The 24810-nt window shown below is 64.5% G+C and carries 21 protein-coding genes; 7 read left to right on the top strand and 14 right to left on the bottom strand.

Annotated elements, in window-relative coordinates; all coding sequences use genetic code 11:
* Positions 1–122 precede the first annotated feature (122 nt).
* From gcvA to IF10I1_RS09955, 11 genes are all read right to left on the bottom strand, one after another.
* Complete coding sequence (gcvA, locus tag IF10I1_RS10005) at positions 123–1019, bottom strand: transcriptional regulator GcvA (RefSeq protein ID WP_186392644.1); 897 nt, start codon at positions 1017–1019, stop codon at positions 123–125.
* A 220-nt stretch (positions 1020–1239) separates the two neighbouring features.
* Positions 1240–2505 carry an MFS transporter gene (locus IF10I1_RS10000; protein WP_186392643.1) on the bottom strand — a complete coding sequence of 422 codons (1266 nt, stop codon included), beginning with the start codon at positions 2503–2505 and terminating at the stop codon, positions 1240–1242.
* Between the two features lie 60 nt (positions 2506–2565).
* Positions 2566–3192, bottom strand: a complete 627-nt coding sequence (locus IF10I1_RS09995) for a TetR/AcrR family transcriptional regulator (protein WP_186392642.1) — start codon at positions 3190–3192, stop codon at positions 2566–2568.
* 332 nt (positions 3193–3524) lie between these two features.
* On the bottom strand, positions 3525–4493 hold the full coding sequence (locus IF10I1_RS09990; RefSeq protein WP_186392641.1) for a threonine/serine dehydratase: 969 nt from the start codon (positions 4491–4493) through the stop codon (positions 3525–3527).
* A 44-nt stretch (positions 4494–4537) separates the two neighbouring features.
* Complete coding sequence (locus IF10I1_RS09985; protein ID WP_186392640.1) at positions 4538–5530, bottom strand: ornithine cyclodeaminase family protein; 993 nt, start codon at positions 5528–5530, stop codon at positions 4538–4540.
* A 176-nt stretch (positions 5531–5706) separates the two neighbouring features.
* On the bottom strand, positions 5707–7392 hold the full coding sequence (dld, locus tag IF10I1_RS09980; protein WP_186424477.1) for a D-lactate dehydrogenase: 1686 nt from the start codon (positions 7390–7392) through the stop codon (positions 5707–5709).
* Between the two features lie 70 nt (positions 7393–7462).
* Positions 7463–8740: a TRAP transporter large permease gene (locus IF10I1_RS09975; protein WP_186424476.1), complete on the bottom strand. Its 1278-nt coding sequence runs from the start codon at positions 8738–8740 to the stop codon at positions 7463–7465.
* Entirely contained in the window at positions 8737–9228 is a 492-nt protein-coding gene (locus tag IF10I1_RS09970; RefSeq protein WP_186424475.1) for a TRAP transporter small permease, read from the bottom strand. The genes IF10I1_RS09975 and IF10I1_RS09970 overlap by 4 nt, the downstream gene beginning before the upstream one ends.
* Positions 9225–10205, bottom strand: a complete 981-nt coding sequence (dctP, locus tag IF10I1_RS09965; RefSeq protein ID WP_186424474.1) for a TRAP transporter substrate-binding protein DctP — start codon at positions 10203–10205, stop codon at positions 9225–9227. Before dctP ends, IF10I1_RS09970 begins: the two co-directional genes overlap by 4 nt.
* A gap of 56 nt (positions 10206–10261) precedes the next feature.
* On the bottom strand, positions 10262–11776 hold the full coding sequence (locus IF10I1_RS09960) for an aldehyde dehydrogenase (NADP(+)) (RefSeq protein WP_186424473.1): 1515 nt from the start codon (positions 11774–11776) through the stop codon (positions 10262–10264).
* Between the two features lie 27 nt (positions 11777–11803).
* A complete protein-coding gene (locus IF10I1_RS09955; RefSeq protein ID WP_094463041.1) occupies positions 11804–12940 on the bottom strand; it encodes an iron-containing alcohol dehydrogenase in 1137 nt (378 codons plus the stop codon).
* 160 nt (positions 12941–13100) lie between these two features.
* Here IF10I1_RS09955 and IF10I1_RS09950 point away from each other — a divergent pair, with 160 nt between their 5' ends.
* Positions 13101–14042, top strand: coding sequence for a LysR family transcriptional regulator (locus IF10I1_RS09950; RefSeq protein ID WP_019965885.1), 942 nt, complete (start codon positions 13101–13103; stop codon positions 14040–14042).
* 12 nt (positions 14043–14054) lie between these two features.
* Here IF10I1_RS09950 and IF10I1_RS09945 read toward each other — a convergent pair whose 3' ends face one another.
* Positions 14055–15011 carry a LysR family transcriptional regulator gene (locus IF10I1_RS09945; protein WP_186424472.1) on the bottom strand — a complete coding sequence of 319 codons (957 nt, stop codon included), beginning with the start codon at positions 15009–15011 and terminating at the stop codon, positions 14055–14057.
* A gap of 165 nt (positions 15012–15176) precedes the next feature.
* Here IF10I1_RS09945 and IF10I1_RS09940 point away from each other — a divergent pair, with 165 nt between their 5' ends.
* The 3 genes from IF10I1_RS09940 to IF10I1_RS09930 are packed head-to-tail and all read left to right on the top strand — an operon-like array spanning position 15177 to position 17592.
* Positions 15177–16427 carry an NAD(P)/FAD-dependent oxidoreductase gene (locus IF10I1_RS09940; protein ID WP_186392633.1) on the top strand — a complete coding sequence of 417 codons (1251 nt, stop codon included), beginning with the start codon at positions 15177–15179 and terminating at the stop codon, positions 16425–16427.
* Positions 16428–16465: 38 nt separating this feature from the next.
* Positions 16466–16879, top strand: coding sequence for a RidA family protein (locus IF10I1_RS09935; RefSeq protein ID WP_050473077.1), 414 nt, complete (start codon positions 16466–16468; stop codon positions 16877–16879).
* A gap of 35 nt (positions 16880–16914) precedes the next feature.
* A complete protein-coding gene (locus tag IF10I1_RS09930) occupies positions 16915–17592 on the top strand; it encodes a DUF1028 domain-containing protein (protein WP_186392632.1) in 678 nt (225 codons plus the stop codon).
* An 11-nt stretch (positions 17593–17603) separates the two neighbouring features.
* Here the strand turns inward: IF10I1_RS09930 and IF10I1_RS09925 are convergent, their stop codons facing one another.
* Entirely contained in the window at positions 17604–18374 is a 771-nt protein-coding gene (locus IF10I1_RS09925) for a GntR family transcriptional regulator (protein ID WP_186392631.1), read from the bottom strand.
* A 13-nt stretch (positions 18375–18387) separates the two neighbouring features.
* Positions 18388–20106 carry a glycerol-3-phosphate dehydrogenase/oxidase gene (locus IF10I1_RS09920; RefSeq protein ID WP_186392630.1) on the bottom strand — a complete coding sequence of 573 codons (1719 nt, stop codon included), beginning with the start codon at positions 20104–20106 and terminating at the stop codon, positions 18388–18390.
* Positions 20107–20321: 215 nt separating this feature from the next.
* On the opposite strand from IF10I1_RS09920, the gene IF10I1_RS09915 reads away from it, so the two are divergent.
* The 3 genes from IF10I1_RS09915 (at position 20322) to IF10I1_RS09905 (ending at position 24798) form a co-directional block, all read left to right on the top strand.
* The gene (locus IF10I1_RS09915; RefSeq protein WP_186415121.1) at positions 20322–21824 is read left to right on the top strand and encodes an FGGY-family carbohydrate kinase; all 1503 of its coding nucleotides are present in this window, start codon (positions 20322–20324) and stop codon (positions 21822–21824) included.
* Between the two features lie 44 nt (positions 21825–21868).
* On the top strand, positions 21869–23635 hold the full coding sequence (locus IF10I1_RS09910; protein WP_186415120.1) for a thiamine pyrophosphate-binding protein: 1767 nt from the start codon (positions 21869–21871) through the stop codon (positions 23633–23635).
* Between the two features lie 80 nt (positions 23636–23715).
* Complete coding sequence (locus tag IF10I1_RS09905) at positions 23716–24798, top strand: ABC transporter ATP-binding protein (protein ID WP_186392627.1); 1083 nt, start codon at positions 23716–23718, stop codon at positions 24796–24798.
* The last annotated feature ends 12 nt before the right edge of the window (positions 24799–24810 follow it).

Raw genomic sequence — 24810 nt, 5'->3', positions numbered from 1 at the left:
AGCCCTTATGGGCTCAAACCAGACCCCGGTGTGCCTGGCACACCGGGGTCTGGTGTTCTACCCGTCCGCCGGACGGCTGTCCGGTAGGCAACGCGCGATGTATCAGCGTGCCGGGGCGACGGTCATGTTTGCCCGGCCGAGGCCATCTGCGCCTTGATCCAGTCCAGGAACTTGATCAGGGGAGCTGAGGGCGACACGTTCTTGGGCCAGGTGAAGTAATAGGCTTCCCCTGTCTTGCAGGTCACGTCGAAGGGCGCGATCAGGGCCCCACTCTGCAGCTGTCTCTGCACAAAAGGCTTGATGGCAATGGCCGCGCCGATGTCGAGCAGGGCGGCCTCATAGGCCAGGGCCGAGTTTTCGAACCGCAGACCGGAGGAGGCGGCGACGCCTGTTGCAGAGGCTGCGGCGAGCCATGAGGCCCAGTCATTCGGGCGGGCCATTGAATGCAGCAGCCGCACCTTTGACAGATCCTTGGGAGCTGCCAGTTTCACGTTGGCATAAAGCACCGGCGAGCAGACCGGAATGAGCTCGATATCGACGAGCTTTTCCGAATGCAGGTGCGGCCAATCCCCCCGTCCGGAGCGAATGGCCGCGTCCAGATTCTGGGCGTTGAAATCGACAGGGGCGGTGGAAGAGGACAGGCGCACCTCAATCCGCGGGTGGGTGTCATGAAAATGGCCAAGGCGGGGGATCAGCCAGCGCTGGGAGAAGGTTGTGTAGGACTGGATGGACAGCAGATCGCGCCGTCCGCGCCGGGATACGAGCCTTGCTGCCCCCGCAATATCCTGAAAGGCCTGGGTCACCCCTTCATACAATTGCTGGCCCTCGCGGGTGATTTCGATGCCGCGGTGCAGGCGGCGGAACAGTGCCACGTCCAGATATTCTTCCAGCACGCGGACCTGGCGGCTCACCGCCACCTGGCTGACGTTCAGTTCTTCTGCCGCAAGTGTGAGGCTGCTGAGGCGCGCCGCAGCTTCAAAAGCCTTGAGTGGGTTCAGAGGTGGAAGTTGTTGCGTCATGTTGCCAATCGCAGGTGTTGTCCGGGCCCCCTTGGGCTGCAGGCGCCGCGATGGAGAATAACATCGCAGGGATACCAAGATTACTTCAACACCATTCGCATATCCATTTGTAACTACGGCATATCCGCCCGGCCGGGGAGACGGCGGCAGGCGGCGCAGGTCTTGTCCTGTCATGAGTGGGGAGCGGCCGGGGAGGGCGTTCGTGCCCCGGCCACGAAGCTTACTGTGCTTGCAGAGGAGTGGCTCTTTCTCCGCGCGCGGTGAACTGCAGGAGGGCGGCGAGCAGGCCGACAATGATCAGGGACAGCCAGCTGATCGAGTAGCTGCCGCTGAGCTGGTAGCTTAGGCCTCCGAGCCAGGCGCCGAGAAATGCACCCACCTGGTGGCTGAGGAACATCACGCCAAAAAGAGTGCCGAAATTCGCCGGGCCGAACAGGCCGTTGATGAGCCCGCTGACGGGCGGAACGACGCTCAACCAGAGGAACCCCATCGCCGCAGCAAAGAGCAACGCGCTTTCCACACTGACAGGGAAGGCGAAAAACGCCGCAATGGCCAAGGTGCGCAGCAGGTATATCAGCGCCAGCACAAGAACATTTCCCCAGCGCTGGCAAAGATAGCCGGCGGCAAGTGTGCCTATGGCATTGCAGATCCCGATCAGGGCGATCGCCGTGGCACTCACGGACGGCGGCAGCCCGCAGATCGCGATGAAATTCGGCAGATGGGTCGCAATGAAGATCAGCTGGAAACCGCAGGCAAAGAAGGCGGCCGTGGTGATGACGAAGCTGCGGTTGGCCAGAGCATCGGCAATGGCCCGGCGCGCATTGGGCTTTTGCGGATCCTGATGCCCCTGTGCCTGACGCCCCTGTGCCTGATGCCCCTGTGCCGGATGCCTCTGTGTTTGCGCCGCGCCGCGCCGGAACAGCAGGGCAAGGCCAGCCATGGTGGCGGCCAGCAGGGCAAGGCCGCCGAGCGCGGCCTGCCAGTTCCACTGGCTGATCATCGCCTGAGCCGCCGGGGCAACAATAAAGGTGCCGAGTGAACCGGCCGCAGCAAGGATGGAAACGGCCGTTGCCCGGATGGCAGGCGTGGCGAGGCGCGAGATGATGCCGACGAGGACACCATGCGAAGTTGCCGCAACCGCCAGCCCGACCAGCAGGCCGCCGCCAAGATAAAGGCCGGCCGGACCTCCGGTGGCGGTCATGTAAAGGCCGGCACAATAGAGAACGGCGGCAAGCGCCACGACCAGACGCCCGCCGAACCGGTCGCAGATTGCGCCCATGAATGGCTGGCCGATGCCCCAGGCAAGGTTTTGCGCGGCCATCGCGAAGCCGAAGGCGGCGGCCGTGATGCCGGTGGTGCGTACCATGGGCTCCATGAACAGGCCCAGGCTTTGGCGCAGCCCCATGGACAATGACAGGATCAGCCCTGCGGCAATGAGTGAAATCACAAGGGCCGGTGTCCATGGCCCGCTGGCGGTCTTCTGCATTCTGGCGCTCCCCTTTGAGAGAACGCTGACGGTAAGGCCGGGCCGGAAATAGGAAACTCACTAGCCGGTATACATGCCGGTTTCTGCCAGTGCCGGCTGTTTCCGCTCCTGTCCCGGCTGGTCCTTGAGGTCCAGCAAGACAAGGGCTGCCGCCGCCTCCCCGGCGGTCAGGGCGCAGGAAACATCGCCATGAATGAGGATCTGAGAAATCGTCCCTTCGATCAGCAGCACGATCTGCCGGGCCAGTTTTTGCGGGGAGTTTACGCCCCCGTCCCGCAATTCCTGTTCCAGCCAGGCCTCGAAACGCCGTTTGTGTTTTGCCGCCATCAGCACGGCGGGATGCCCCGGCAGCCCGGCCAGTTCCACGGCCGCGCGGGTAAATCCGCAGCCGCGCCATTTGGGCTTCCGGGCGTGTTCGGCCAGACAGGCAAAGATCCGGGACACCCGTTCGGCCACCGGCAGAGCAGGGTTTCCCATCCAGCCGCGGTACCGTTCCACCGTCGGGGTATCCCGTGCTTCCAGATAGGCGGCGATCAGCGCGTCCTTGCTTTCAAAGTGGTAGTATAGCGTACGCTTCGTGACGCCGGCGGCTTCTGCGATCGCGTCAACGCTCACGCTGCGCAGGCCGTGCTCATAGAACAGCACTTCGGCGGCTTCGATAATTCTGGCGCTTGTTGTTTTCGTCATTCAGAGCTTCCTCTGGAAGGACTTTACAATACCGGGCCTTTCGGCACTGACGCAGCATGCCTTGAATTTGCTCTCGCGCCACGCGGGTCTTGCCAAGTCTGCCTGGACCTGTGGCAGATCATAGGCCTGGTTTGAACATGGGTCTATCAGAGGAAAAGATCGGGCAGCTGTCTCTGTGGCCGGATGGACTGCACTCCGATGGGCCGCCATGGGGTCCGTTGCGCTGCCGGTGTGAAGGGGCGGCCCGCGGGATGTGAGGCCATAGGCAGATCCCGCTGAGATGGTCTCAGCGGGATCTGATTTCAGCAGGTCTGGTCCATCATGCTTTGGTTTCAGAGCCTGTTGTAGACGTCCGCGAGGCTGCTCAGATCCCAGTTGCCACCGGTGAGAATGGCGCAGACCTTCTCACCCGGCGCCAGGCTGAGAGAACCGGCGAGCAGGGCGCCGATGCCGATGGAGGCAGCGGGTTCTGCAATCAGTTTTGCATCCCTTGCCAGCACCTGCATGCCCTCGACGATGTGCGCGTCTTCGACGAGGACGATCTCGTCGACGTATTTCTCGATGATGGGATAGGGGTTGCGGCCCGGAACGCTGATCCGCAGGCCGTCTGCGATGGTGTCCAGAAGCGGCAGGGAGGTGGGCTCACCGTTCAGACGGCTGTGGTAATATTTCGGGGTCAGGGCGGGCTCGGCGCCGATGACGCGCACCGAAGGCTTGAGTTCCTTCAATGCGGTCGCCACGCCCGAGATGAGACCGCCGCCGCCCACCGGCACAATGACCGTGCTGACATCGGGCAGATCCTCAAGGATCTCGCAGGCCATCGTCCCCTGGCCGGCCATCACCAGCGGATCCTCGAAGCCGTGGACGACAGTGTAATTGTTGCGCTCCGCGATGTCGTAGACCTGCTTCCAGCGGGAGGCGTTGTCCCCGTCAAACAGGATGACTTCAGCGCCCAGAGCCTCAGTGTTGGTGATCTTCAGCTTGGGAGTGGTCACGGGCAGAACCAGCACCACCTTCACGCCCAGCATCTTTGCCACATAGGCCAGCGCCTGGGCATGGTTGCCCGACGAACTGGAGATGAGGCCCTTGGCGGTTTCCTCCCGCGGCAGCGACAGAACCTTGTTCAGGGCGCCCCGGATCTTGAAGGCACCTGTGACCTGCAGGGTTTCCGGCTTGAGGTAAAGCTCGCAGCCCAGCTTCTTCTCGATCTTGTCCGCCCGCAGCAGCGGGGTGTGGCGGATATGCGGCTTCACCCGCTCTCTTGCGTCGTGAATATCCTGGAGCGTCGGGTAGTTTCGCATGCTGGTGTTGGCCTTCTGAAAGTCCGGAGGGCGGGGAATATGGATTACTGGAAGAAGCTGAACCAGGTGCCGGCGTTGCGCGCGACGGCATTGTCATAGATCTTCCGGGCGGCCGTATTGTCCTGAATGGCCATGCCGGTGGAATCAAAAATGGTGATCTCGTCCTCCCTCTCGCGGCCCGGCTTGTGCCCCAGCAGGATTTCGCCGATCTCGCCGTGGATCTGCTCCTGCGTGATGATTCCCGCATTCAGCGGATGCCAGGTTTCGCCCTTGCTGATGCACTGGGAGAGGGAGTCCACAACGATGCGGGCGCCGCGGAAAATCTCAGGCTCGAATTCCTGCTTGCCGTGCTGATCCGTGCCGATGGCGATGATGTGGGTTCCGGGCTTCACCCAGCCCGCTTCCACCACCGGCCCCGTGCCCCGGGTCGCCGTGATCAGGATGTCGGCCGCTGCCACGGCGTCTTTGGCGCAGGAGGCTGCGGTGACGGGGATGCCGAACGCCTGCTCGATCTCGTCCTTGAAGGCGGCGAGCTTCTCCGGTGTCCGGCACCAGGCGTGGATTTCGCCAATCGTCATCACTTCGCGGATGGCGCGGATCTGCATCCGGGCCTGATTGCCGGTGCCGATCACCGCCACCGTCCGGGCATCTTTGCGCGCCAGTGCCTTCACGGAGACGGCGCCCGATGCGCCCGTCCTGAGGCCCGTGAGAAGACTGCCATCCATGACGCAGGCCAGCGCGCAGCTTCTGGCATCAAACAGGAGAACGGTTCCCATGCCGCTGGGCACGCCGTGCTCCGCCGGGTTATGCGGGAAGCCGCCAGAGGAGGCTTTCAGCGTGATGGTTTCATTGGCCTGATTGTATCCTGCCTTGAAATCGATCTCTCCGCGCGGGGCAGGCAGATGCAGGCCCATGTAGCCGGGCTGCTGCACGAGGCCGCTGTTGAAGGCCTTGTAGGCCTCTTCCACGGTGCCGATGACCTCCGCCATGGAGATCAGGCCTTTGACGTCTTCCTTCGTAAGCAGCAGTGTCTTCATCACGCGGTCCTGCCCGGAGCAACCAGCCTTGCCGAAGACCGCGCTCCTGCAGCAGAAGGCGGTCTGGCCTGTTTGGGCGCAGTGTTGCATCGCAGAGGAGGCAGAAAATGCTGATTAAGGCCATTCAGCCAAATATCCGGCGGGCGGGTGGCCGCCCTGCCGCATTCAATCGGGGCTTAGTGCCAGTGGCGGCATTTTGAGGTTTTGCCGATGCCGGGGTTGAAGGTGTTGGTGGGGTCGAGGCTGCGGTAGAAGTCCCGCAGCGCGGGCTTTGCCTCATAGAGATGGCCGACATTGTGCTCGGCCGGATATTCCGCGCCGCGTGCGTCCAGCAGGGCGCAGATCTCGTGCTCCAGCGCCTCGCAGTCCACGCCCTTCTTCACCAGATACTCCTGATGCATGACGTGGCAGAGGAAGTGGCCGACATAGATCTTCAGCGCCATCTTGTCGGAAATCTCATCCGGCAGGGTCTCGAACCAGTCGATCGTGTCGCGCGGCAGGGCAACATCGAGGGCGACGATATCCTCCACCGTGCGGCCATGCACCGCCCGGTAGCGCACCACGGCGCTGCCCACGGTGAAGCGGTTGAGGAAGGCGGCCTTGCCTTCGGCTTCCGTGCATTCGATGAAGTTGCCGGCCCCGCTCGGGAAGATGGAGGTGAGATAGTCCCGCGTCTCGGCGATGCAGACGTCACCGGCCCGGATCATCAGGTGATGCGGATAGGTGTCGCGGCATTCGATCAGCCGCTTTGGCATTTGCTCGGGCAGGAAGCGGCTGGCGAATTGCAGCAGGTGATCGGACACGGCCTTGCCGAGGCCGAAGCGCTCCGTCAGGCCGTCGAACCAGCTCTTTGCCGCAAAGGCGCGGGGAACATTGACGGTGCCGAAGGTGCGGATGAAGAGGTAGAGATCCTTGCCCCAGACCTGCGCTGCGCGGAAGGCGTCCGCATGCATGTATTCCCCGGCAATGGGCAGGTTCTTGAAGTTTGCCAGAATATGCCGCCGGATGGCCTGCAGCTCGGCCGGGTCGCGGGTGCCGATGTAGAAGACCTTTTCCTCTTCAGCCACCGCGAAGGTATCAAGCCGCACGGCAAAGACGCCGATCTTGCCGGCCGAGCCTGATGCCTCATAGTGTCGGCGCGGGTCGGCGTTGAAGCGGGCCGGGGTGCGGGCGGCAATGTCGCGCACATGGTCCTTGTACTCGATGTCGGACGCCTGCGCACCTTGCGGGAAGTCCACGTCCGCCTCGGTGTAACTGCCCGCATCCAGCCGGGAGAGGATGTCCAGCGGCTGGCCGCCAAGGCGGATGCCGAGGTGATTGACGAGATGCAGACGGCCTTCCGCATCCACCTGCGCAAACAGCGACAGCTGGGTGTAGGCCGGGCCGCGCTGCACCAGAGAGCCGCCGGAATTGTTGCAGATGCCACCTGTCACCGATGCGCCGATGCAGCTGGAGCCGATGACGGAATGGGGCTCGCGGCCCAGCGGCTTCAGCTGCCGTTCCAGCTGGTCGAGGGTGGCGCCGGGCATGCACAGCACCTGCCGCCCGTGGTCGAGAAGGTCAATGCGCCTGTTGCGCAGGGTGGAGACAATGACGATGGGCCGGTCATAGCCATCCCCGAAAGGCGTGGAGCCTCCGGTCAGCCCCGTGTTTGCCGCCTGGAAGATGATGGCAACGTCTGCCGCGACACAGGCTTCCAGCACGCGCCACTGTTCCACCAGCGTGCCGGGCTCGACAGCTGCCAGAACCTCGCCGTCGCCATAGCGGTAGCCCCGGCGGAAGCGCCGGGTGCCCCGGGCACCGGTGTGAACATAGCGGCGGCCAACGATATCCTGCAGCTGTTGGATCAGGGAGCCGGTCATGTGGGCAAACTCTTCCAGATGTGAGCAATCCGGCCTGCCCCGTGAGCGGGGCAGGCGTGTTTGGGGGTGTTCAGCGCCCGATCAGGGACGGCAGCGTCATACTGACCGCAGGGACGAAGGAGATCACCAGCAGGCAGAGCACGACGACACCGACGAACACCATCAAGGGCTTCAGCATCTGCGTCACCGAACACCCGGCGATCTGCGCGGCGGCGAAGAGATTGACCCCGAGCGGCGGCGTGATCATGCCGAGGGCGAGGTTCACCACCATCACGGTGCCGAAGTGGACCGGTGCAATGCCGACACGGGCGGCGGCGTCCTGAAGGATCGGCGCCAGAACGATGATGCTTGCACCCGTCTCGATGAACATGCCGATGACGAAGAGCATCGCGTTGACTGCCAGCATCAGCGACACCGGGCCGTCAAAGGTGTTCGTCAGCCACAGGGCCGCAGCATCGGGCACGCCCTGCCGGTTGAGCAGGTAGCCCATCAGGCTGGCGGTGCCGATGATGAACATGATGACGGCAGAGGTGACGACCGACTTGCGGAAGGCGTTGATCAGGTCCGTCCACGTCATCTCCCGGTGAAGGAACAGGCCCACCACCATGGCGTAGATGACGGCGATGACACTGGCCTCGGTCGGCGTGGTGACGCCGCCATATATACCGCCCATGATCAGCACCGGCATCAGCAGGGCCCAGACGGCACGCCGCGTGGCGGTCAGGCGCGGCAGGCTGCCTTCGCCGTCGCGTTTGCCCCAGCCCCTGATCCGGCACCAGACGAGAGCCGTCAGCAGCAGGGCGCCCGCGATCATCAGGCCGGGCAGGATGCCTGCGAGGAACAACTGCGGGATCGAGGTCTGGGTGGCAACGCCGTAAAGGATCATCGGGATCGACGGCGGGATGATGACGCCCAGTTCCGCCGAGGTGGCCATGAGGGCCGCGACGAAGCCGACCGGATAACCATACTGGCGCATGGCCGGAATGAGCACGACACCGACGGCAAATGTGGTGGCGACGCTGGAGCCGGAAATGGCGGAGAACAGCATGCAGGTCAGCACGCAGGTGGCAGCAAGCCCGCCCTGGATCTGGCCGACGAAGGCGCGGGCAAATTCCACAAGACGGCGCGACAGGCCGCCAACTTCCATCAGGTTGCCGGCGAGGATGAAGAAGGGGATTGCGGCCAGCGGAAACTTGTCGAGGGCGATGTAGATCTGCTGCGGCACGACGATGGCAGGCAGCGTGGTGAAGCCGAAGAGCCCGATCATCGAGGCGAGGCCGATGGAAATGGCGATGGGCACCGAAATGGCGAAGAGCACCAGCATCGCGGAGACGATTGCACCGGTCATTGCGCGGTCTCCTTGCCGGACTGGAGGAAATGCACGATGGCGCCAAGGGCGGCGAAGAGCGATCCAACTGGAATGGCGGCATAGCCCCAGGCCATGGAAATTTCCAGACCGGCCATTTCCTGCATCTGCACGCGTTGGGCGGTGGCGATGCCGAACCAGAAGAGGGTGGCGAACATGATCAGGCAGGAGATGAGCGTGACGGCCTCGATGCTGCGGCGCAGCCCGCCCGTGGTGGCCTCCCGCGCCAGATCGATGGCAACCAGTGCGCCCTTGCGCAGGGCAACGGAAATGCCGAGCAGCACCATCCACACGAGAGCAAGCCGTGTGAGCGCTTCCGACCAGCTGGCAGGTGTATGGAACAGAAACCGGCCCAGAACCTGCCAGAAGCTGGAGGCCACGGCGATGGCCAGTGCAAGGGAGGCGGCAGCCGCCCCCCCCCCTGCAACAAGTCCGTCAGCGCGACGGATCAGTGCCGCCACTGAGCTCATTGAGCTTTCCAGTCCCGGATGCGCTTGATGAGGTCAGCTCCGAACTGGGTTTCGAACCCGGCATTGGCGGAAGCCATGGCCTGACGGTAGGCGTCGCGGTCAGCGACTTCGACGACCTCGATGCCGCGTGTGCGCAGGGTCTCGATACCGGCGGTCTCGTCCTGCTCCACCCTTGCGCGGTTGGCAGCCGATGCAGCCTTGCCACCCTCTTCCACGGCTGCCTTCTGCTCTTCCGTCAGACCGGCGATGAAGTCCGGGTTGCATACGAAGATGCCCGGCGAATAAACGTGGCGGGTCAGGTAGAGGTGCTTCTGCATCATGTCGAGGTTGTTCGACAGGATCACCGGGATCGGGTTTTCCTGGCCATCAACCGTGCCCTGCTGCAGGGCCGAAGGCAGTTCGGAGAAGGCCATCGGCGTCGGCAGAACACCGGCTGCCTGCCAGGCCTGCATGTGCACCTGGTTTTCCATGGTGCGGATCTTCATGCCCCGCAGATCTTCCGGCGAGTTGACGGCCTTGCTGCCGGTGGTCAGGTTGCGGAAGCCGTTTTCCAGCCAGGCTACGCCATAAAGGCCGCGTGCCGGGAACAGCGCCAGAAGCTCCTGTCCGACATCCGAGTCCAGAACGCCGCGGGCATGGTCATAGCTGTCGAACAGGAACGGCACGTCCAGGACGCGCGTCTCGGGCACGAAGTTGCCAAGCGGACCGGCCGAGCCCATGGCGCATTCCTGCGAGCCGAACTGCACGCTTTCCAGCGCCTCGCGCTCGTTGTCCATGCGCTGGATCACGACATTCAGCGTGCCGCCGGACTTCTCTTCTGCCACCGTCTTGAAGGCGGCAGCGGCGAGGCCGAAATGGCTGTCTGCCGGCGAGGAATGGGTGACGGTCAGGGTGGTCTGGGCCGAAGCGGTCAGGATGCCACCGGCCAGAACCATGCCGGCGAGAACGGCTGTTTTCGTGGTATGTGCGAGTTTCATGTGTTTCCTCCTCCAGGTAGAAGGCATGCCCCGGCGGGGCATGCCGTGTTCGGGTGCTAGAGCACGCCTTCCGGCAGCAGTCCTGCCGGGAAATTCTGATAGCTGACCGGGCGCAGGAAGCGCCGGATCGCCATGGTGCCGACACTGGTGGCGCCGAAGTTGGTCGAGGCCGGGTAGGGGCCGCCATGCACCATGGCATCGACCACCTCCACGCCGGTCGGGAAGCCATTGACGAGCACGCGTCCGGCCTTGCGCTCCAGCACGGGCAGCAGCGTCTTTGCCAGCGGCAGGTCGCCGTCATCCATGTGCAGGGTGGCCGTCAGCTGGCCCTGGAAACTCAGGGCAATGCGGTGCATCTCTTCCGCCGTGTCCACGCGGACGACGAGGCCGAGCGGGCCGAATACTTCTTCCGACAGCGCGTGATCGGCAAGGAACTGGCTCGCCGTCGTCTCATAGAGGTTCGGGTTGGCGCTGCGCCCTTCCGACGCGGTTTCATGCACCGGCTGCACCGTCTCGCGGTTCTGCAGACGGGCCTGACCGGACTGATAGGCGCGGGCAATGCCTGCGGTCAGCATCACCTGCGGACCGGTCTTGGCCAGGGCTTCCTTGGCGGCGGCCACGAAGCTGTCCGCATCGCTACCTGCCACCACAACGGCAATCCCCGGATTGGTGCAGAACTGGCCTGCGCCCATCGTCAGCGAGGCGGCCCAGCCTGCACCAAGTGCGGCGGCGCGGGCCTTCACGGCTTCCGGCAGAACGAACATCGGGTTGACACTGCCCAGTTCCCCGAAGAAGGGGATGGGTTCCGGGCGGCTGGCGCACAGGTCAAACAGCGCACGCCCGCCCGCCAGCGACCCAGTGAAGCCGACGGCCTTGATCAGCGGGTGGGTGACGAGGGCGCTGCCCACGTCCCGGTTGCCGCCCTGCACCAGGCTGAAGACGCCCGGATCAATCCCGAGCTTGCCAATGGCGGCATGGATGGCTTCTGCAACAATCTCACTCGTGCCGGGATGGGCGGAGTGGCCCTTCACCACCACCGGGCAACCGGCGGCAAGGGCTGCGGCCGTATCACCGCCCGCTGTGGAGAAGGCGAGGGGGAAGTTGGAGGCGCCGAACACGGCGACCGGTCCCACCGGGCGCTGCATCAGGCGGATTTCCGGGCGCGGTGCGGGCTGGCGGTCCGGCAGGGCCGGATCGAAACGGCGGTCGAGATAGTCGCCCTTCTCGATGTGGCTGGCAAAAAGCCGCAGCTGACCGGCGGTGCGGCCGCGCTCGCCTTCAAGCCGGGCCGCGGGCAGGCCGGTTTCCTGGCAGCCAACCTCGGTGATGGCGGCCCCGCGTGCCTCGATCTCATCGGCAATGGCGCGCAGCAGGGCGGCGCGCTCTGCGGCAGACGAATAGCCGTAGGACCAGAAGGCGTTTTCGGCGGCTTCCGCAGCGCGGTTCACCAGATCCACAGTGCCCACCGAGAAGGCAGCGGGCTCACCGGAAACGGGCTCGTTGTAAAAGCGATCGGGCGTCGCCACCCATTCGCCGGCAATCAGGTGATTGCCGTGCGGCGTATAAGTCATCTTGTCACTCCCCGGGGAGGCTTGCGCTCAGAGCGCAGCCTGCAGCATGGCGTGGTAGTCTTCGGCGGTGGCGTCACGCGGGTTGGTGCGGTGGCTGTGGTCGGCCAATGCGCCCTTGACCACCTTGTCGAACAAGTCTGCGGTCACGCCCAGTTCCGAAAGGCGGGTGGGCAGGCCGATGGCGCGGGTCATGTCTTCGATGGCAGCGCCAATGTCCGCGTCAGCGGCAAGGCCCATGGCATCGGCAAGGCGGGCGTATTTGTTCTCCTCCACCGAGGTCTTGGCATCGCGGTTGAAGGCCAGCACCGGCGGCATGAAGATGGCATTTAGCGTGCCGTGATGCAGCTTCGGATTGATGCCGCCCAGCGAGTGGCTGAGGCTGTGCACGCAGCCGAGGCCCTTCTGGAACGCCATGGCGCCCATGGTCGCCACGATGGCCATGTTGGCGCGGGCGTCGCGGTTGTCCGGCTCTTCCACGGCAAGGCGGATGTTGGCCCAGCCCCGGCGCAGGCCTTCCAGCGCAATGCCATCGGCCGGCGGGTTGAAGGACGGGGCGAGATAGGTTTCGATGCAGTGGGAGATGGCGTCCATGCCCGTGGCGGCGGTGAGCATGGGCGGCAGGCTGAGCGTCAGCTCCGGATCGACGATGGCGGCTTTCGGGATGAGATAGGGCGACAACAGCCCGACCTTGCGGCCATCTTCCAGAATGATGATGGCGGCGCGGCCGACTTCGCTGCCCGTTCCGGCGGTGGTGGGCACGGCGATGGTCGGGAAGGTGCGGGAGGTGATTTTTTCCAGCCCGCCTTCAACAACGGCATAGGTCTTCAGCGGGCCTTCATGTGCGGCCATGATGGCAACGGCCTTGGCCAGATCCAGCGCCGAGCCGCCACCGATGGCGATGATGCCGTCGCCACCTGCCTCACGGAAAACGGCGGTGGCCTTGACGGCGGCAGCTTCCGTGGGGTTGCCGGGGGTTTCGTCGAAAACGGCGGCGGGGGTGACGCCGGTTGCCGCTTCGATGCGCTCCAGCATGCCCAGTGCACGCACGCCCTTGTCGGTGACGATGACCGGACGGGTGATTCCGGCCAGCGCCAGTTCCGCCTTAAGCGTTGCGATTTCGCCGTATCCGAACTGGACCCGCGTTACGTAATTGATCAGGCTCATACGTCCCCCTGCTTGGCTATTCCCATTTGGTAACCCAAGGGTGTGGAACATCGTTCCTCGCCCGGGCATTCCTGTTGGGCTGGCAGGATAAAGGCAGCGCCGGAGCTGTAAATACGCTATTCTCGGATACTGATATAACAAAATAGAAACTCAAAAGCCGATGCCGCGCACCCATTCCATGCCGCTGATCCGCCTTTCCATGCGGCAGATGCTGCTGATTTCCGCCATCGATGACAATGGCTCCCTGAAACGGGCGTCCGAACTGATCGGCATGAGCCAGCCGCGCGCCACCAAGGCGCTGCAGGAGGCGGAGGATCTGACGGGGACGAAGCTGTTCAACCGCACCAACCGGGGGCTCATCGCAACGCCCGCCGGGGAATGCATGATCCGCCATGCCAAGACCATGCTGTCGCAGCTGTCGGCCATGGCCCAGGAAATCCACAGTGCGTCTGACGGGGAGTGGGGCCGCTTGCGCATCGGCACCATCATGGGCGCCGTGCCCTATGTGACGGAAACCATCAGCGCCTTCCTGCGGCGCTTTCCCCGCACCTCGGTGGAAATTCTGGAAGACACCAGTGTGGAACTGCTGCGCCAGCTGGACCGGGGGCTGCTGGACCTCGTCATCGGCCGCAGTTCCATGAGCACCACGCCGCAGCTCTACAATGTCACCGCCTTCCATGACGAGCTCTTGGCCGTCGTGGCCAACCCGGCCCATCCGCTGATCGGCCGCAAGAAGGTGGGGCTGAAGGACCTCGTGGATGCGCGCTGGATCGTCTACACGGCGTCCATGCCCATGCGGCTGTCACTGGAGCAGGAGTTCCGGCAGGCGGGGCTTGAGATGCCACGTGCCCTGCTGGAAACCCGCTCGGCGCTGACCACCATGTCGCTGATGCAGGCGGAGCCCAACACGGTGGCGCTGCTCTCCAGCGATGTTGCGGCGTTCTTCGTGAATTTCGGCATGGCCAGCGTCCTGCCCATGCATCTGCGCTCCAAGAGCGAGCCTTACGAGGTGATCACCCGCAAGTCGGCCGATCTGAACCCGCAGACCCTCCAGTTCATCGAGGATCTGGTGGCCGGCGTGCCGAGTGCTGCTAGGCTGTGAGCGCGGCCGTGCTCAGTTTGTCACGTCCCTCCGCCTTGGCATGAGCACCGGGGCATCCATGCCGGGTACGTAGCTGCTGGAAATCAGCTGGCGGCAATGGGCCTCGAAGGCCTGCACCAGCCGGGTGGGCACACGCTGTCCGGCGCTCAGAAGGCCGAGCCGCATCGGTCTGTGGTCTCCGGCGAGGCGCAGGCTGACGAGGCGGCGCCCGTCGAGTGCGGCCTTGTTGCGCGGGCGCACATTGGCCAGCGTATAGCCATAGCGGCTGGCGACCATGGTGCGGATGACGTCGAGATGCTGGATCTGCGCAATGATGTTCGGGGTGACTGCGGCGGCTGCAAAAAGGGCGAGGAAATAGTCCCGCGACAGGGGCAGATCGAGCAGGATGAACGGCTGGTCCGCCAGTTCCGCCAGCGAGATGGCCGTGAGCGCCGCCAGCGGATCGGTTTCGGCCACCTGCACATGCGGCGGCAGTCCGGCGAGCGGGGTGAACTCAAACCCCTCCGGCACCAGCAGGTCATAGGACAGGGCGATGTCCAGCTCCGCCCGCTCCAGCCGTGCCAGCAGCGTCTGATGATCGCTGACCGTGGGGCGGATGGTGACACCCGGATAGGCGGCCTGAAAGCTCTGACTGACTTCCGGCAGCACCATGGACGCGAAGGTGAGCAGGCAGCCAAGCGACAGCGCGCCGCTGACCTGCCCGGTGGCTTCCGAGGCGGCGGTGTAGAGGTTCTGCGCCTGCCCGATCACGGCCTTGGCCTCGACCAGCAGCTTCTGCCCCGCCGGCGTCAGTGACAGCCCTTGAGCATGGCGGCGCAGGAAAAGCTGGGCGCCAAGCTCGGTCTCCAGCTGCGAGATGGCGGTGGAGATTGAGGGCGGCGACACGCGGATGCGGGCAGACGCGAGCGCGATGCTGCCAGCCTCCGCCGCCGCGATGAAATACTCAAGCTGGCGCAGCGTGATCCGCATTCCTGTCTCCCCGTCCGCTTTCCCTGTCCGCGCCCTGATGGCCTGCTTCGGATTTTCCTAATCAATGCTGCAAGATTTCGTATTTTTCCAGATTCAATCCACCCGCTAGACCTGAGGAGACCGGTGCAGAGGGGCAGCCGGGACAAGCTGCAGAGGGGCGGGCGCATGGCAGTCGAAACGATCCACACGCTGGTCGTTGGGGCAGGGCAGGCAGGTGTGGCCATGAGCGAGCACCTCAGCCGCAACGGCATTGCCCATGTCGTGCTGGAGCGCGGCCGCATTGCCGAACGGTGGCGGTCGGTGCGCTGGGATTCCCTTGTTGCCAACGGCCCTGCCTGGCACGATCGCTTTCCGGGGCTGGAATTCTCCGGCAACCCGGATGCCTTCGTGGGCAAGGAAGGTGTGGCGGATTACTTTGTGGCCTATGCGGATATTGTGAAGGCCCCCATCCGCTGCGGCGTCGAGGTCAGCCGGGTCGCGCGGCTGGAGGGGCGCCCCGGTTTCCGGGTGGAAACATCCGATGGCGTCATCGAGGCGCTGAATGTGGTGGCTGCGACAGGCCCCTTCCAGAAGCCCAGCATTCCGCCGATCGTGCCGGCAGAGGCTGATGTGGCGCAGATTCATTCCAGCGAATACCGCAATCCCGCCCAGCTAGCGGAGGGCGCCGTGCTCGTGGTCGGCTCCGGCTCTTCCGGCGTGCAGATCGCCGAGGAGCTGATGCTGTCTGGCCGCAAGGTCTATCTTTCCGTTGGCCCGCATGACCGTCCGCCGCGCTCCTATCGGGGCCGGGATTTCGTCTGGTGGCTGGGCGTGCTGGGCAAATGGGATGCGCAGGCGCAGGCCCCCGGCGCTGAGCATGTCACCATTGCCGTCAGTGGTGCCCATGGCGGCAAGACCATCGATTTCCGCCGTCTTGCGGCACAGGGTATGGTGCTTACCGGCATGACCGGCACTTACCGCGATGGCACCCTGACCTTCGCCGATGACCTTGCCCGCAACATCGAGCGGGGCGACCGGAACTATCTGGCCGTGCTGGAGGAGGCGGATGCCTTCGTCGCCCGCAACGGCCTTGACCTGCCGGAAGAGCCAGAGGCGCGCATCCTCGGGCCGCAGGTGGACTGCGTCAGCCATCCTTTGCGGGAGCTGGATCTGGAGGCATCAGGCGTCTCCACCATCATCTGGGCCACGGGCTTCGTCTCAGACTACAGCTGGCTTGAGGTCAACGCCTTTGATGAGGCTGGCCGGCCCAAGCATCAGCGTGGCGTATCAGCCGAAAAGGGCATCTATTTTCTCGGGTTGCCCTGGCTGTCGGGGCGCGGCTCCAGCTTCATCTGGGGCGTCTGGCATGACGCGGGCTATGTGGCGGACCATATCCGCATCCAGGACAACTACCTTGCCTACAGGCCGCAGCCCTGAGCGGGCTTGCGGCATCTGACACTCGAGGGGACACAGCAATGGCGCATACACGCATCCGCAAGTTCAACACGCGGGACACCTATCCGGAGCAGAAGCTCGACAATGATCTCTGTCAGGCGGTGGTGGCACGGGGCACGATGATCTTCCTGCGCGGCCAGTGCCCGCAGGATCTGGATACGGCGAAGAATATCGGCAGCCACGACCCGGTGGAGCAGACCCACAAGGTGATGCAGAACATCCGTCAGCTGGTTGAGGAAGCCGGTGGCCGCATGGAGCATGTCACCAAGCTGGTGGTTTATCTCACCGACGTGCGCCACCGCGAGGCCGTCTACCGGACGATGGGGGAATATATCAAGGGCGTGTTCCCGGTCTGCACCGGCCTTGTCGTCGTGGCGCTGGCGCGGCCCGAATGGCTGGTCGAGATCGACGCCACCGCCGTCATTCCAGATTGAGCCAGAGCGCCTGAAACCTGCGGAAAGGAACATCCATGACCTTCTCCATCGTCGCCCGCTGCGAAAAGACCGGCCAGTTCGGCGTTGCCATCTCGTCCTCCTCGCCTGCCGTCGCCGCCCGCTGTGCCTGGGCGCAGGCAGGAGCCGGCGCGGTGGCGACGCAGAATGTCACCGACCCCGCACTGGGCCCGAGGATGCTGGAGGAACTGGCGAAAGGCACCAGCGCAGCGGAAGCGGTTGCGGCGGCACGGGATAGCGACGGCTTCCCGGACTACCGCCAGCTTCTGGCGGTGGATGGGGAAGGGCGGACGGCCATCCATTCCGGTCCCAAGGCGCTGGGCATCTGGACTTCAGCCGAAGGACGCCAGTGTGTGGCGGCGGGCAATCTTCTGGCCCATGACGGCGTGCCGGCAGCGATGGTGGCGGCATTCGAGGCCGCATCAGGGGAACTCGGCGATCGGCTGATCGCGGCTTTGAGCGCTGCCGTTGCGTCGGGCGGCGAGGCTGGCCCTGTGCATTCGGCGGGGCTGTTGATCGTGGACAAACAGTCCTGGCCCTTTGCGGAGCTGCGGATCGACTGGCTGGACGAAGGTTGCCCGGTGGCCGCCGTTGCGAAGGCCTGGGGCATCTACAAGCCGCAGGCGGCAGATTACGTCACGCGGGCGCTCAATCCCGCCGCGGCCCCGTCCTACGGTGTGCCGGGCGATGAATAGTGGCTTCCCGCTCAGGCGGTGTGGTCAGGCCGGATGGTGAAGTGCAGGCGGGCTGCGTCTGTCCGGTAGAGGGCGGAGAAATATTCCGCGTATTTGCCGTTCCGGATCGTCGAACGGGATTCGATCTTGATCAGTGCCGTGCCCTTTTTGATCTGCAGATGCGCGGCTTCCTCGGCACTGGCATTCACCGCCTCGACCCAGCGTTCCGCACCTTCGAACGCGATGCCGTAAAGCTCCAGCAGCAGGGCATAGAGCGAACGGTCTTCCAGCGGATGATCCAGCAGGCCCGGCACCAGCGCCTCGGGCAGGACGCTGTGCACCAGAATGCGCGGCACACCGTCGACGCTCATGATGCGCCGCAGGTACACCACCTTGTCGTCCGGCCCCAGACCCAATGCCTTGGCGGCCTTGGCATCCGGCTCGCGGATGTCGGCGGCAAGAATGGTGCGTGAAACCTGATGATTGCGGCTGCGGATATCGCCCGAGAAGCCGATGATCCGGCCGACGAAATCGCTGTCTTCCGACTGCTGGGCCACGAAGGCGCCGCGGCCCTGCTGACGGTAGACGAGCCCTTCTGTCACCAGCTGGCTCATGGCCTGGCGCACGACGATGCGCGACACCCCAAACTGGTTGCACAGGTCGGTCTCGCTGGGCAGCTTGTCGTCGGGCTGAAGGCCCCGCTGCACGATCATGTCCGCAATGGCAGTCTTCAGCTGCAGCCAGAGCGGAATTCTGGAAGAGCGGCCTTGCAGGGCCGGCATATCCAGGGGCTGATCGGACACGGGTGCATTTCCTTCATCCTGCCGGGCCCGCCGCTTTTCCCTGCTGCAGCTGCACCCGGTGCCTCGTTTTCAGCAGCCGGAGTGTGGCTTCCGCTTCCTGGTTCATCCGCTCGCCTGTCCATGACAGGGCGGAGGCCATGATGCCGGCAACTTCGCCAATACAGGCGTCGCTGGCCACTCCCTCGAATGCCATCAGCGTGCGCCGGAGGATCATGTCTTCCAGACGTGTGACGCGCTCATTACGAGTGATCCATAGAATTTCTTCCCTTGAATAGCAAGGTGCACTCTCAAGCGGCGTATCCGGCTGTAGTTCCTGCGCAATCTGCTTTGCCGCCGTGCCGTAACGCTTGATCAGCAGCATTGCCCGTGCCTGGCTGAGACCGGCGGATGCTGATATCCCGGCCGCCAGTGCCTTCAGGCCCTGCGCGGTCTTCGGAAACTCCTTGCCGCCGCCAATCGGCAGGTCTGCGGTGGAAGTGCGGCGCGTCCCGCCAATGCGGGGCAGAACCAGATCGGCGATCTGTTCGGCGCAGGCCCGGTAGGTTGTCCATTTGCCGCCGATCAGGGTCAGCAGCGGCACCTTGCGCCCGCCCGCAGGCTCGAAGATGCGGAAGGTGTGGTCGCGGCTGATCGAGCCTGCTGCGCCGCCGGTCTGCCGGGGCAGGGGGCGCACCCCGGAATAGGCGAAGGCGATGTCCTGCCGCCGGGCACGTGCCTTGGGCAGCACGGTGGCCAGAACCTCGAAAAGGTAGTCGATCTCCGCCTCCGAGGTGTCCTTGTCGCCGGGGTCTTCGGTGCGGATGTCGGTGGTGCCCAGAAGCACATGCTCGCTGTCCAGCCGGTAGATTAGGCAGGCCCGGTGATCCGGCGTCTCGAAATAGAGCATCACGTCACCAAGGCCCGCCGCCAGATCCGGACGCTTCAGCACCAGATGCGAGCCGCGCGTCCCGCCGGTCAGCCGTTCGGCAACGCCAAGGTTTGCATCCACCTCGTCGATCCAGGCCCCGGCGCAGTTGATGATAAAGCGGCAGGTCTTGCGGTAGATCCGGCCCGTGAGCACGTCCTCCAGCAGGGCCGTTTCCCCCTCGATCCCCGCCAGCCTGACATAGGGAAGCGCGAGGCTGCCCGCGCAGTCTTTCTCCGCATCTGCCGCCAGCTCCAGCGTCAGCCGCTCGGGGCTGGTGATCCGCGCGTCGAAATATTCGGCGACGATCTTGATGTTGGCGGCAAGGCCGGGAACCGTTTCCAGCGCGCTCCTCCGCCTGACCAGCCTGTGCTTTGGCATGGAGCGGTTGCGGTTGCTGAAACTGTCGAAGATGGTGAGGCCGAGCTTCAGGATCAGCGCGCCCTTGGGCCCGGGGTCCTTCATGAGGCGCAGGAAGCGCAGGCCCGCCTGCACGGTTCCCCCGGCCCAGGACCGGGCAGGCACCCAGACGCGGATCGGGCTCACCTGATGCGGGGCATTCAGCAGCAGGCTGTCGCGCTCTTCCACGGACTCGCGCACCAGCTTGAATTCGCCCTGCTCCAGATAGCGCAGCCCGCCATGGATCAGCCGCGAGGGCGCGGCGGATGTGCCGCTGCAGAAATCACCCATCTCGACAAGCGTTGCCCCGATGCCCTGTGCGGCGAGATCGCGGAACACGCCAACGCCGTTGATGCCGCCGCCGATGATGAGGATATCGCCACTCTCCCCGCGTTCCAGCGCCTGCAGCGCCTCATGCCTTTGTCTCATGCTCTGTCCTCCCGGTTTGCCGCTGCGCTGTCCCTTGCCCGTCCTCCCGGAACAAGTGATGCGAAGGCGTATTGACAGGTCTGATCAACTCGCCTAGCCTCAACTTATTATAACAACCTTGCTTCAAGCAAGGGCGCAAACGGCCTCAAATGGCCGTGCGGAGGGATTGCCGGGGGCGGAAGAGGAGCCTCCCCGGCGCACGGGAGGAGACTACCATGCGCGAGCGCCTGATCGGCATCGACGCCGGTGGAACTATGACCAAAGCGGCCATGTTCGACCTGGACGGAAACGAGATTGCCTGCCGCAGCAGCCCCAACAGGATGCAGTTCCCCAAGCCGGGCTGGACAGAACGGGACCCCGATGCCATGTGGCAGGCCGCCTGCACCGCCATTCGTGACCTGCTGGACATCACCGGCACACCCCCTGAAGATGTGGTTGGCGTGACGCCCTCGGGCTATGGCGCGGGAGCCTATTTCATTGACCGGGACCTGAGGCCGGTTCGCCCGGGACTGGTCTCCACCGACACGCGCACGCTTCCCATGATCGAGGAAATGCGCGGCACGGGCGAAATGGCCGAGGTTGACCGGCTGGTGGGCGCAAGAATGTTTGCCACCCATGCCATTCCACTGCTGCGCTGGTTCGACCTGCATGAGCCCGATCTCTATGACCGCACCTGGAAACTGGTCTTCTGCAAGGACTTCATCCGTGCCCGCCTGACCGGGCAGGTCTCGACAGACCCCACCGATGGCGGCATTGCCGGTATCTTTGATCTCGCCGCCAACCGCTATGCCACGGATGCCTTTGCCGCCGGCGGTGTGCCGCGCTGGCTGGACAAGCTGCCCGAGGTCGGCCCGTCCATCGATGTGGCTGGCCATGTGACGGCGGAAGCTGCCCGTCAGACGGGCCTCAAGGAAGGCACGCCGGTGATACGGGGTGTGGTGGATGTGACCGGCTCGGCGCTTGCCTCCGGTGTCACCAGCCCGGACCTGATTTCGGTGGTTGCGGGCACTTTCAGCATCAATTCCATCATTCTGGACCAGCCGCTGCTGACGCCGCCGCCGTTCATCCAGTCGTCCTTCCCTGTTGGCAACCGCTTCATTGCCACGGAAGGGGCAGCGACGTCGGCCAGCAATGTGGAGTGGATCTTCTCCACCCTGCTGGAAGCCGAAGGGGCGCGAGCCAAGGCCATGGGCTCGTCCATCTATGAGGTGGGCAACAAGCTCGTCGCCGAGGCGATGGAGCGGGACAATGACATACTTTTCCTGCCCTTCCTCTATGGCGGTCCCTCGCATGTGCCGGGCGGCATCATCGGGCTTTGCGCCCGCCACACTCTGGGCGACGTGCTGCGCGCGGCCTTCGAGGGCGTGGTTTTTGCCCACAAGACGGACATCGACCGCCTGCTGCCGCAGGACGCAGCGCTGCGGCCGAAAGTTGCCCGCATGGCAGGGGGCGCGTCCAAATCGGCGCAGTGGTGCCAGATGTTTGCCGACGCGCTGAACATGCGCGTCGAGGTGGCCGATGGCTCCGAGTTCGGTGCCAAGGCAGGCGCCATCTGCGCCGCTGTGGCCCTTGGGCACCATACGGATCTTGGCACGGCAGCGCAAAGGATGGTGCGCGTCTCGCGCAGCTACGATCCGCAGCCGGACCGGAGCCAGGCGCTGGCCCGGAAAATGACGGTCTACAGGTCCGTCGTCGAAAATCTTGCGGCGCTTCACTGACGCCGCCTCATCCCACCCGTCTTCTCTGATGAATGGACCGGACAATGGCGCATATTGGCGACTTGATATCTGAAATGCTGGCACAATACGGGGTCGAACTGGTGTTCGGCATGCCCGGCGGCCAGACAACGGCACTGCATGACGGCATCTCCCGCCGGACGGATCGCATCCGCCACGTGCTGATGCGTGATGAGCGCAATGCCGCCTATGCGGCGGATGCCTATGCCCGGCTGACCGGCAAGCCCGGTGTCTGTGACGTAACGGTCGGCCCCGGCGCCAACCTGTTGTCGGCCGGCTTTCTGGAGGCGCTGAATGCGTCAATCCCGATGGTCGGCATTATCGGTGAGTTGCCGCTCGACTGGCTGACGCTGAAGGAAAAAGGCATTGCCAGTCAGGGCTTTGATCAGCTCAAGTTCTTCCAGTCCATCTCCAAGAATGCCTGGCTCGTGCCGTCGGTAACGGCCCTGCCGGAGATCATCCGCACGGCATTCCGCACCGCCGTGGCGCCCCGGCCGGGGCCGGTCGCCATCATCATCCCGCATGATATTTTTGATGCCGAATGGGACGAGGACGTGCTGAAGCCCGTGGTGGACAAGCGCTCCATCCATATTCCCTACCTGCGCTCCGTGCCGGTGGCCACCGAGATTGACAAGGCACTGGATCTGATCGCCAGGGCCAAGCGCCCGGCGCTGGTCTGCGGCGGCGGCGTGCATGGGTCTGATGCCGCAGAAGACGTGACGGCCTTTGCCGACCGGTTCAACGGTCTTGTCGTGACTTCCCTGTCCGGCAAGGGCTCGGTGCCGGAGACGAAGGACTATGCGGCCGGCATCCTCAATCCGCTCGGGTCCTGGGCGGCCATCGAGCTGATCAAGGAAGCCGATCTCGTCATCTGGTGCGGCTCCAAGGCCAGCCAGAACACCGCAATGAACTGGACGCTGCCGCTGCCGGAACAGGCCACGATCGTCATCGATTCCGATCCGCTGGAGCATGGCCGCACCTTCCGCCCGACGGTCTCTCTCTTCGGCGACGTGCGCGAAACCATCAAGCTTCTCGCAGCCGGCCTTCGCCCGGGTGAGAACGCGGAGTGGAAGGCGCGGATTGCAGCGGTGAAGGCGGAAGGCGAGGCCGCCAAGCAGGTGGAAATCGCCTCCGAGGAGATCCCGCTGTCGCCGCCGCGCATCATGGAGGCTGTCGGCCGGCGTCTTGGCGAGGATGATATCGTCGTCTCCGACGCGAGCTTCTCTGCCGGCTGGATCGGCGGATACATTCCGGCGCGCAAGCCGGGGCGCAACTTCCTCTATGCCCGTGGTCAGGGCGGGCTTGGCTATTCCGTGCCGGGGGCCATTGGCGCGGCAGCGACACGGCCCGAAGCCCGGGTGGTCACGGTGTCCGGCGACGGCGCCTTCTCCTACACCATCGGCGAACTTGCGACGCAGCTGCAGCAGAACCAGCGCGTGGTCAACATTGTGCTGAACAACGGGCGCCTCGGCTGGATCCAGCTCTGGCAGCAGCTCTACTTCGGCAATGTCCAGTCGGCCTTGCTGGAAACGCAGAGTGCCCGGCCGGGCTTTGCTGCGGCCAGCGCGGGTCTGGGGCTGCTCGGGATCTATGTCGAGACGCCCGATCAGATCGAGGCCGCCCTGGATCAGGCCTTTGCCTATGACGGTCCCTCGGTCGTGGAGTTCCGCATCAACGATCTGGCCACGCCGATACACAGCTTCAAGCGGCGGCTGAAGGAAGGCGGCCAGATCCGTCCGCGTCCGGGCACCGTCTACAAGCTGAGAGACTGGAAGATTTCACCGGAGCTTTGATGGATGCGGGTCCCTTTCTGGAGGGAGAGGGACCCCATGCCTGCCGCTGGCATCACCAGCACCTTTGGGAGGAGGACGGCATGCTTGAACTGCGCAATGTCTGCAGGAGCGCCGGTGCGACCGAATATATCACCGATATCTCGCTGACACTCGAAAGCGGCTCGCTGAATGTGCTGCTGGGGCCGACGCTGGCGGGGAAGACATCCCTGATGCGGCTGATGGCCGGGCTTGATGTGCCCACATCCGGCTCCATCCACATGGGCGGGAAGGATGTGACCGGTGTGCCGGTGCAGCACCGCAATGTGGCGATGGTCTATCAGCAATTCATCAACTACCCGTCCCTGACGGTTTACGAGAACATTGCCTCGCCCCTCCGGGTGCAGAAGAGGGACAAGGCGGAGATTGACCGCTCCGTGCGCTGGGCGGCGGAGCTGATGCGGCTGACGCCCTATCTGGACCGCACGCCGCTGAACCTGTCCGGCGGACAGCAGCAGCGCACGGCGCTCGCCCGCGCCATCGTCAAGAACGCGAGCCTGGTGCTGCTGGACGAGCCGCTGGCCAACCTCGACTACAAGCTGCGCGAGGAGCTGCGCGAGGAACTGCCCCGCATCTTCGCTGAAACGGGCACGATCTTCGTCTATGCGACGACCGAACCGCAGGAGGCGCTGCTGCTGGGAGGCAACACGGCGGTGCTGCATGAAGGCCGTGTCGCCCAGTTTGGCCGGACGATCGATGTCTTCCGCTCTCCGGTAAACCTGCGCTCGGCACGGACCTTCGCGGACCCGCCGCTCAACACGCTGGTGATGGAAAAGAGCGGCGGTCATCTGACCCATCCCTGCGGGCTGTCGGTGCCTGTGCCGGGCTCGCTTTCGCACATTCCCGATGGCGCCTACACCGCCGGCCTGCAGCCGCACCACCTCAGCCTGGGGCGCAAGACGCCCGCCTGCCATCTCATCGAGGCGCAGGTTCTGGTGACGGAAATCACCGGCTCGGAAAGCTTCATCCACGTGACCTTTGCCGGTCAGGACTGGGTGATCCTGACGGAGGGCGTTCAGGAGCACGATCCGGAGGAAATCATCCAGGTCGGGTTCGAGGCTTCCGACCTGATGATCTTCGATGCGGATGGCCTTGCCGTCGAGCACAGGGCCGCAAGGGCCGCATAAGGGAGGACAGGA

This window comes from Pannonibacter sp. I15F10I1 (assembly GCF_900185665.1).
GTDB lineage: Bacteria > Pseudomonadota > Alphaproteobacteria > Rhizobiales > Stappiaceae > Pannonibacter > Pannonibacter indicus.
Note: the sequence above shows the minus strand (reverse complement) of the source record. Positions and strands in the feature narration are given on the sequence as shown.

What these genes read in the sequence shown, in the direction of transcription:
- IF10I1_RS09960 (WP_186424473.1), bottom strand. Translation starts at nt 11,776, where the DNA reads ATGACTTATACGCCGCACGGCAATCACCTGATTGCCGGCGAATGGGTG.
- IF10I1_RS10000 (WP_186392643.1), bottom strand. Translation starts at nt 2,505, where the DNA reads ATGCAGAAGACCGCCAGCGGGCCATGGACACCGGCCCTTGTGATTTCA.
- IF10I1_RS09970 (WP_186424475.1), bottom strand. Translation starts at nt 9,228, where the DNA reads ATGAGCTCAGTGGCGGCACTGATCCGTCGCGCTGACGGACTTGTTGCA.
- IF10I1_RS09920 (WP_186392630.1), bottom strand. Translation starts at nt 20,106, where the DNA reads ATGAGACAAAGGCATGAGGCGCTGCAGGCGCTGGAACGCGGGGAGAGT.
- IF10I1_RS09915 (WP_186415121.1), top strand. Translation starts at nt 20,322, where the DNA reads ATGCGCGAGCGCCTGATCGGCATCGACGCCGGTGGAACTATGACCAAA.
- dld (WP_186424477.1), bottom strand. Translation starts at nt 7,392, where the DNA reads ATGACCGGCTCCCTGATCCAACAGCTGCAGGATATCGTTGGCCGCCGC.
- gcvA (WP_186392644.1), bottom strand. Translation starts at nt 1,019, where the DNA reads ATGACGCAACAACTTCCACCTCTGAACCCACTCAAGGCTTTTGAAGCT.
- IF10I1_RS09945 (WP_186424472.1), bottom strand. Translation starts at nt 15,011, where the DNA reads ATGCGGATCACGCTGCGCCAGCTTGAGTATTTCATCGCGGCGGCGGAG.
- IF10I1_RS09935 (WP_050473077.1), top strand. Translation starts at nt 16,466, where the DNA reads ATGGCGCATACACGCATCCGCAAGTTCAACACGCGGGACACCTATCCG.
- IF10I1_RS09990 (WP_186392641.1), bottom strand. Translation starts at nt 4,493, where the DNA reads ATGCGAAACTACCCGACGCTCCAGGATATTCACGACGCAAGAGAGCGG.
- IF10I1_RS09975 (WP_186424476.1), bottom strand. Translation starts at nt 8,740, where the DNA reads ATGACCGGTGCAATCGTCTCCGCGATGCTGGTGCTCTTCGCCATTTCG.
- IF10I1_RS09995 (WP_186392642.1), bottom strand. Translation starts at nt 3,192, where the DNA reads ATGACGAAAACAACAAGCGCCAGAATTATCGAAGCCGCCGAAGTGCTG.
- dctP (WP_186424474.1), bottom strand. Translation starts at nt 10,205, where the DNA reads ATGAAACTCGCACATACCACGAAAACAGCCGTTCTCGCCGGCATGGTT.
- IF10I1_RS09955 (WP_094463041.1), bottom strand. Translation starts at nt 12,940, where the DNA reads ATGAGCCTGATCAATTACGTAACGCGGGTCCAGTTCGGATACGGCGAA.
- IF10I1_RS09905 (WP_186392627.1), top strand. Translation starts at nt 23,716, where the DNA reads ATGCTTGAACTGCGCAATGTCTGCAGGAGCGCCGGTGCGACCGAATAT.
- IF10I1_RS09950 (WP_019965885.1), top strand. Translation starts at nt 13,101, where the DNA reads ATGCCGCGCACCCATTCCATGCCGCTGATCCGCCTTTCCATGCGGCAG.
- IF10I1_RS09910 (WP_186415120.1), top strand. Translation starts at nt 21,869, where the DNA reads ATGGCGCATATTGGCGACTTGATATCTGAAATGCTGGCACAATACGGG.
- IF10I1_RS09985 (WP_186392640.1), bottom strand. Translation starts at nt 5,530, where the DNA reads ATGAAGACACTGCTGCTTACGAAGGAAGACGTCAAAGGCCTGATCTCC.
- IF10I1_RS09930 (WP_186392632.1), top strand. Translation starts at nt 16,915, where the DNA reads ATGACCTTCTCCATCGTCGCCCGCTGCGAAAAGACCGGCCAGTTCGGC.
- IF10I1_RS09940 (WP_186392633.1), top strand. Translation starts at nt 15,177, where the DNA reads ATGGCAGTCGAAACGATCCACACGCTGGTCGTTGGGGCAGGGCAGGCA.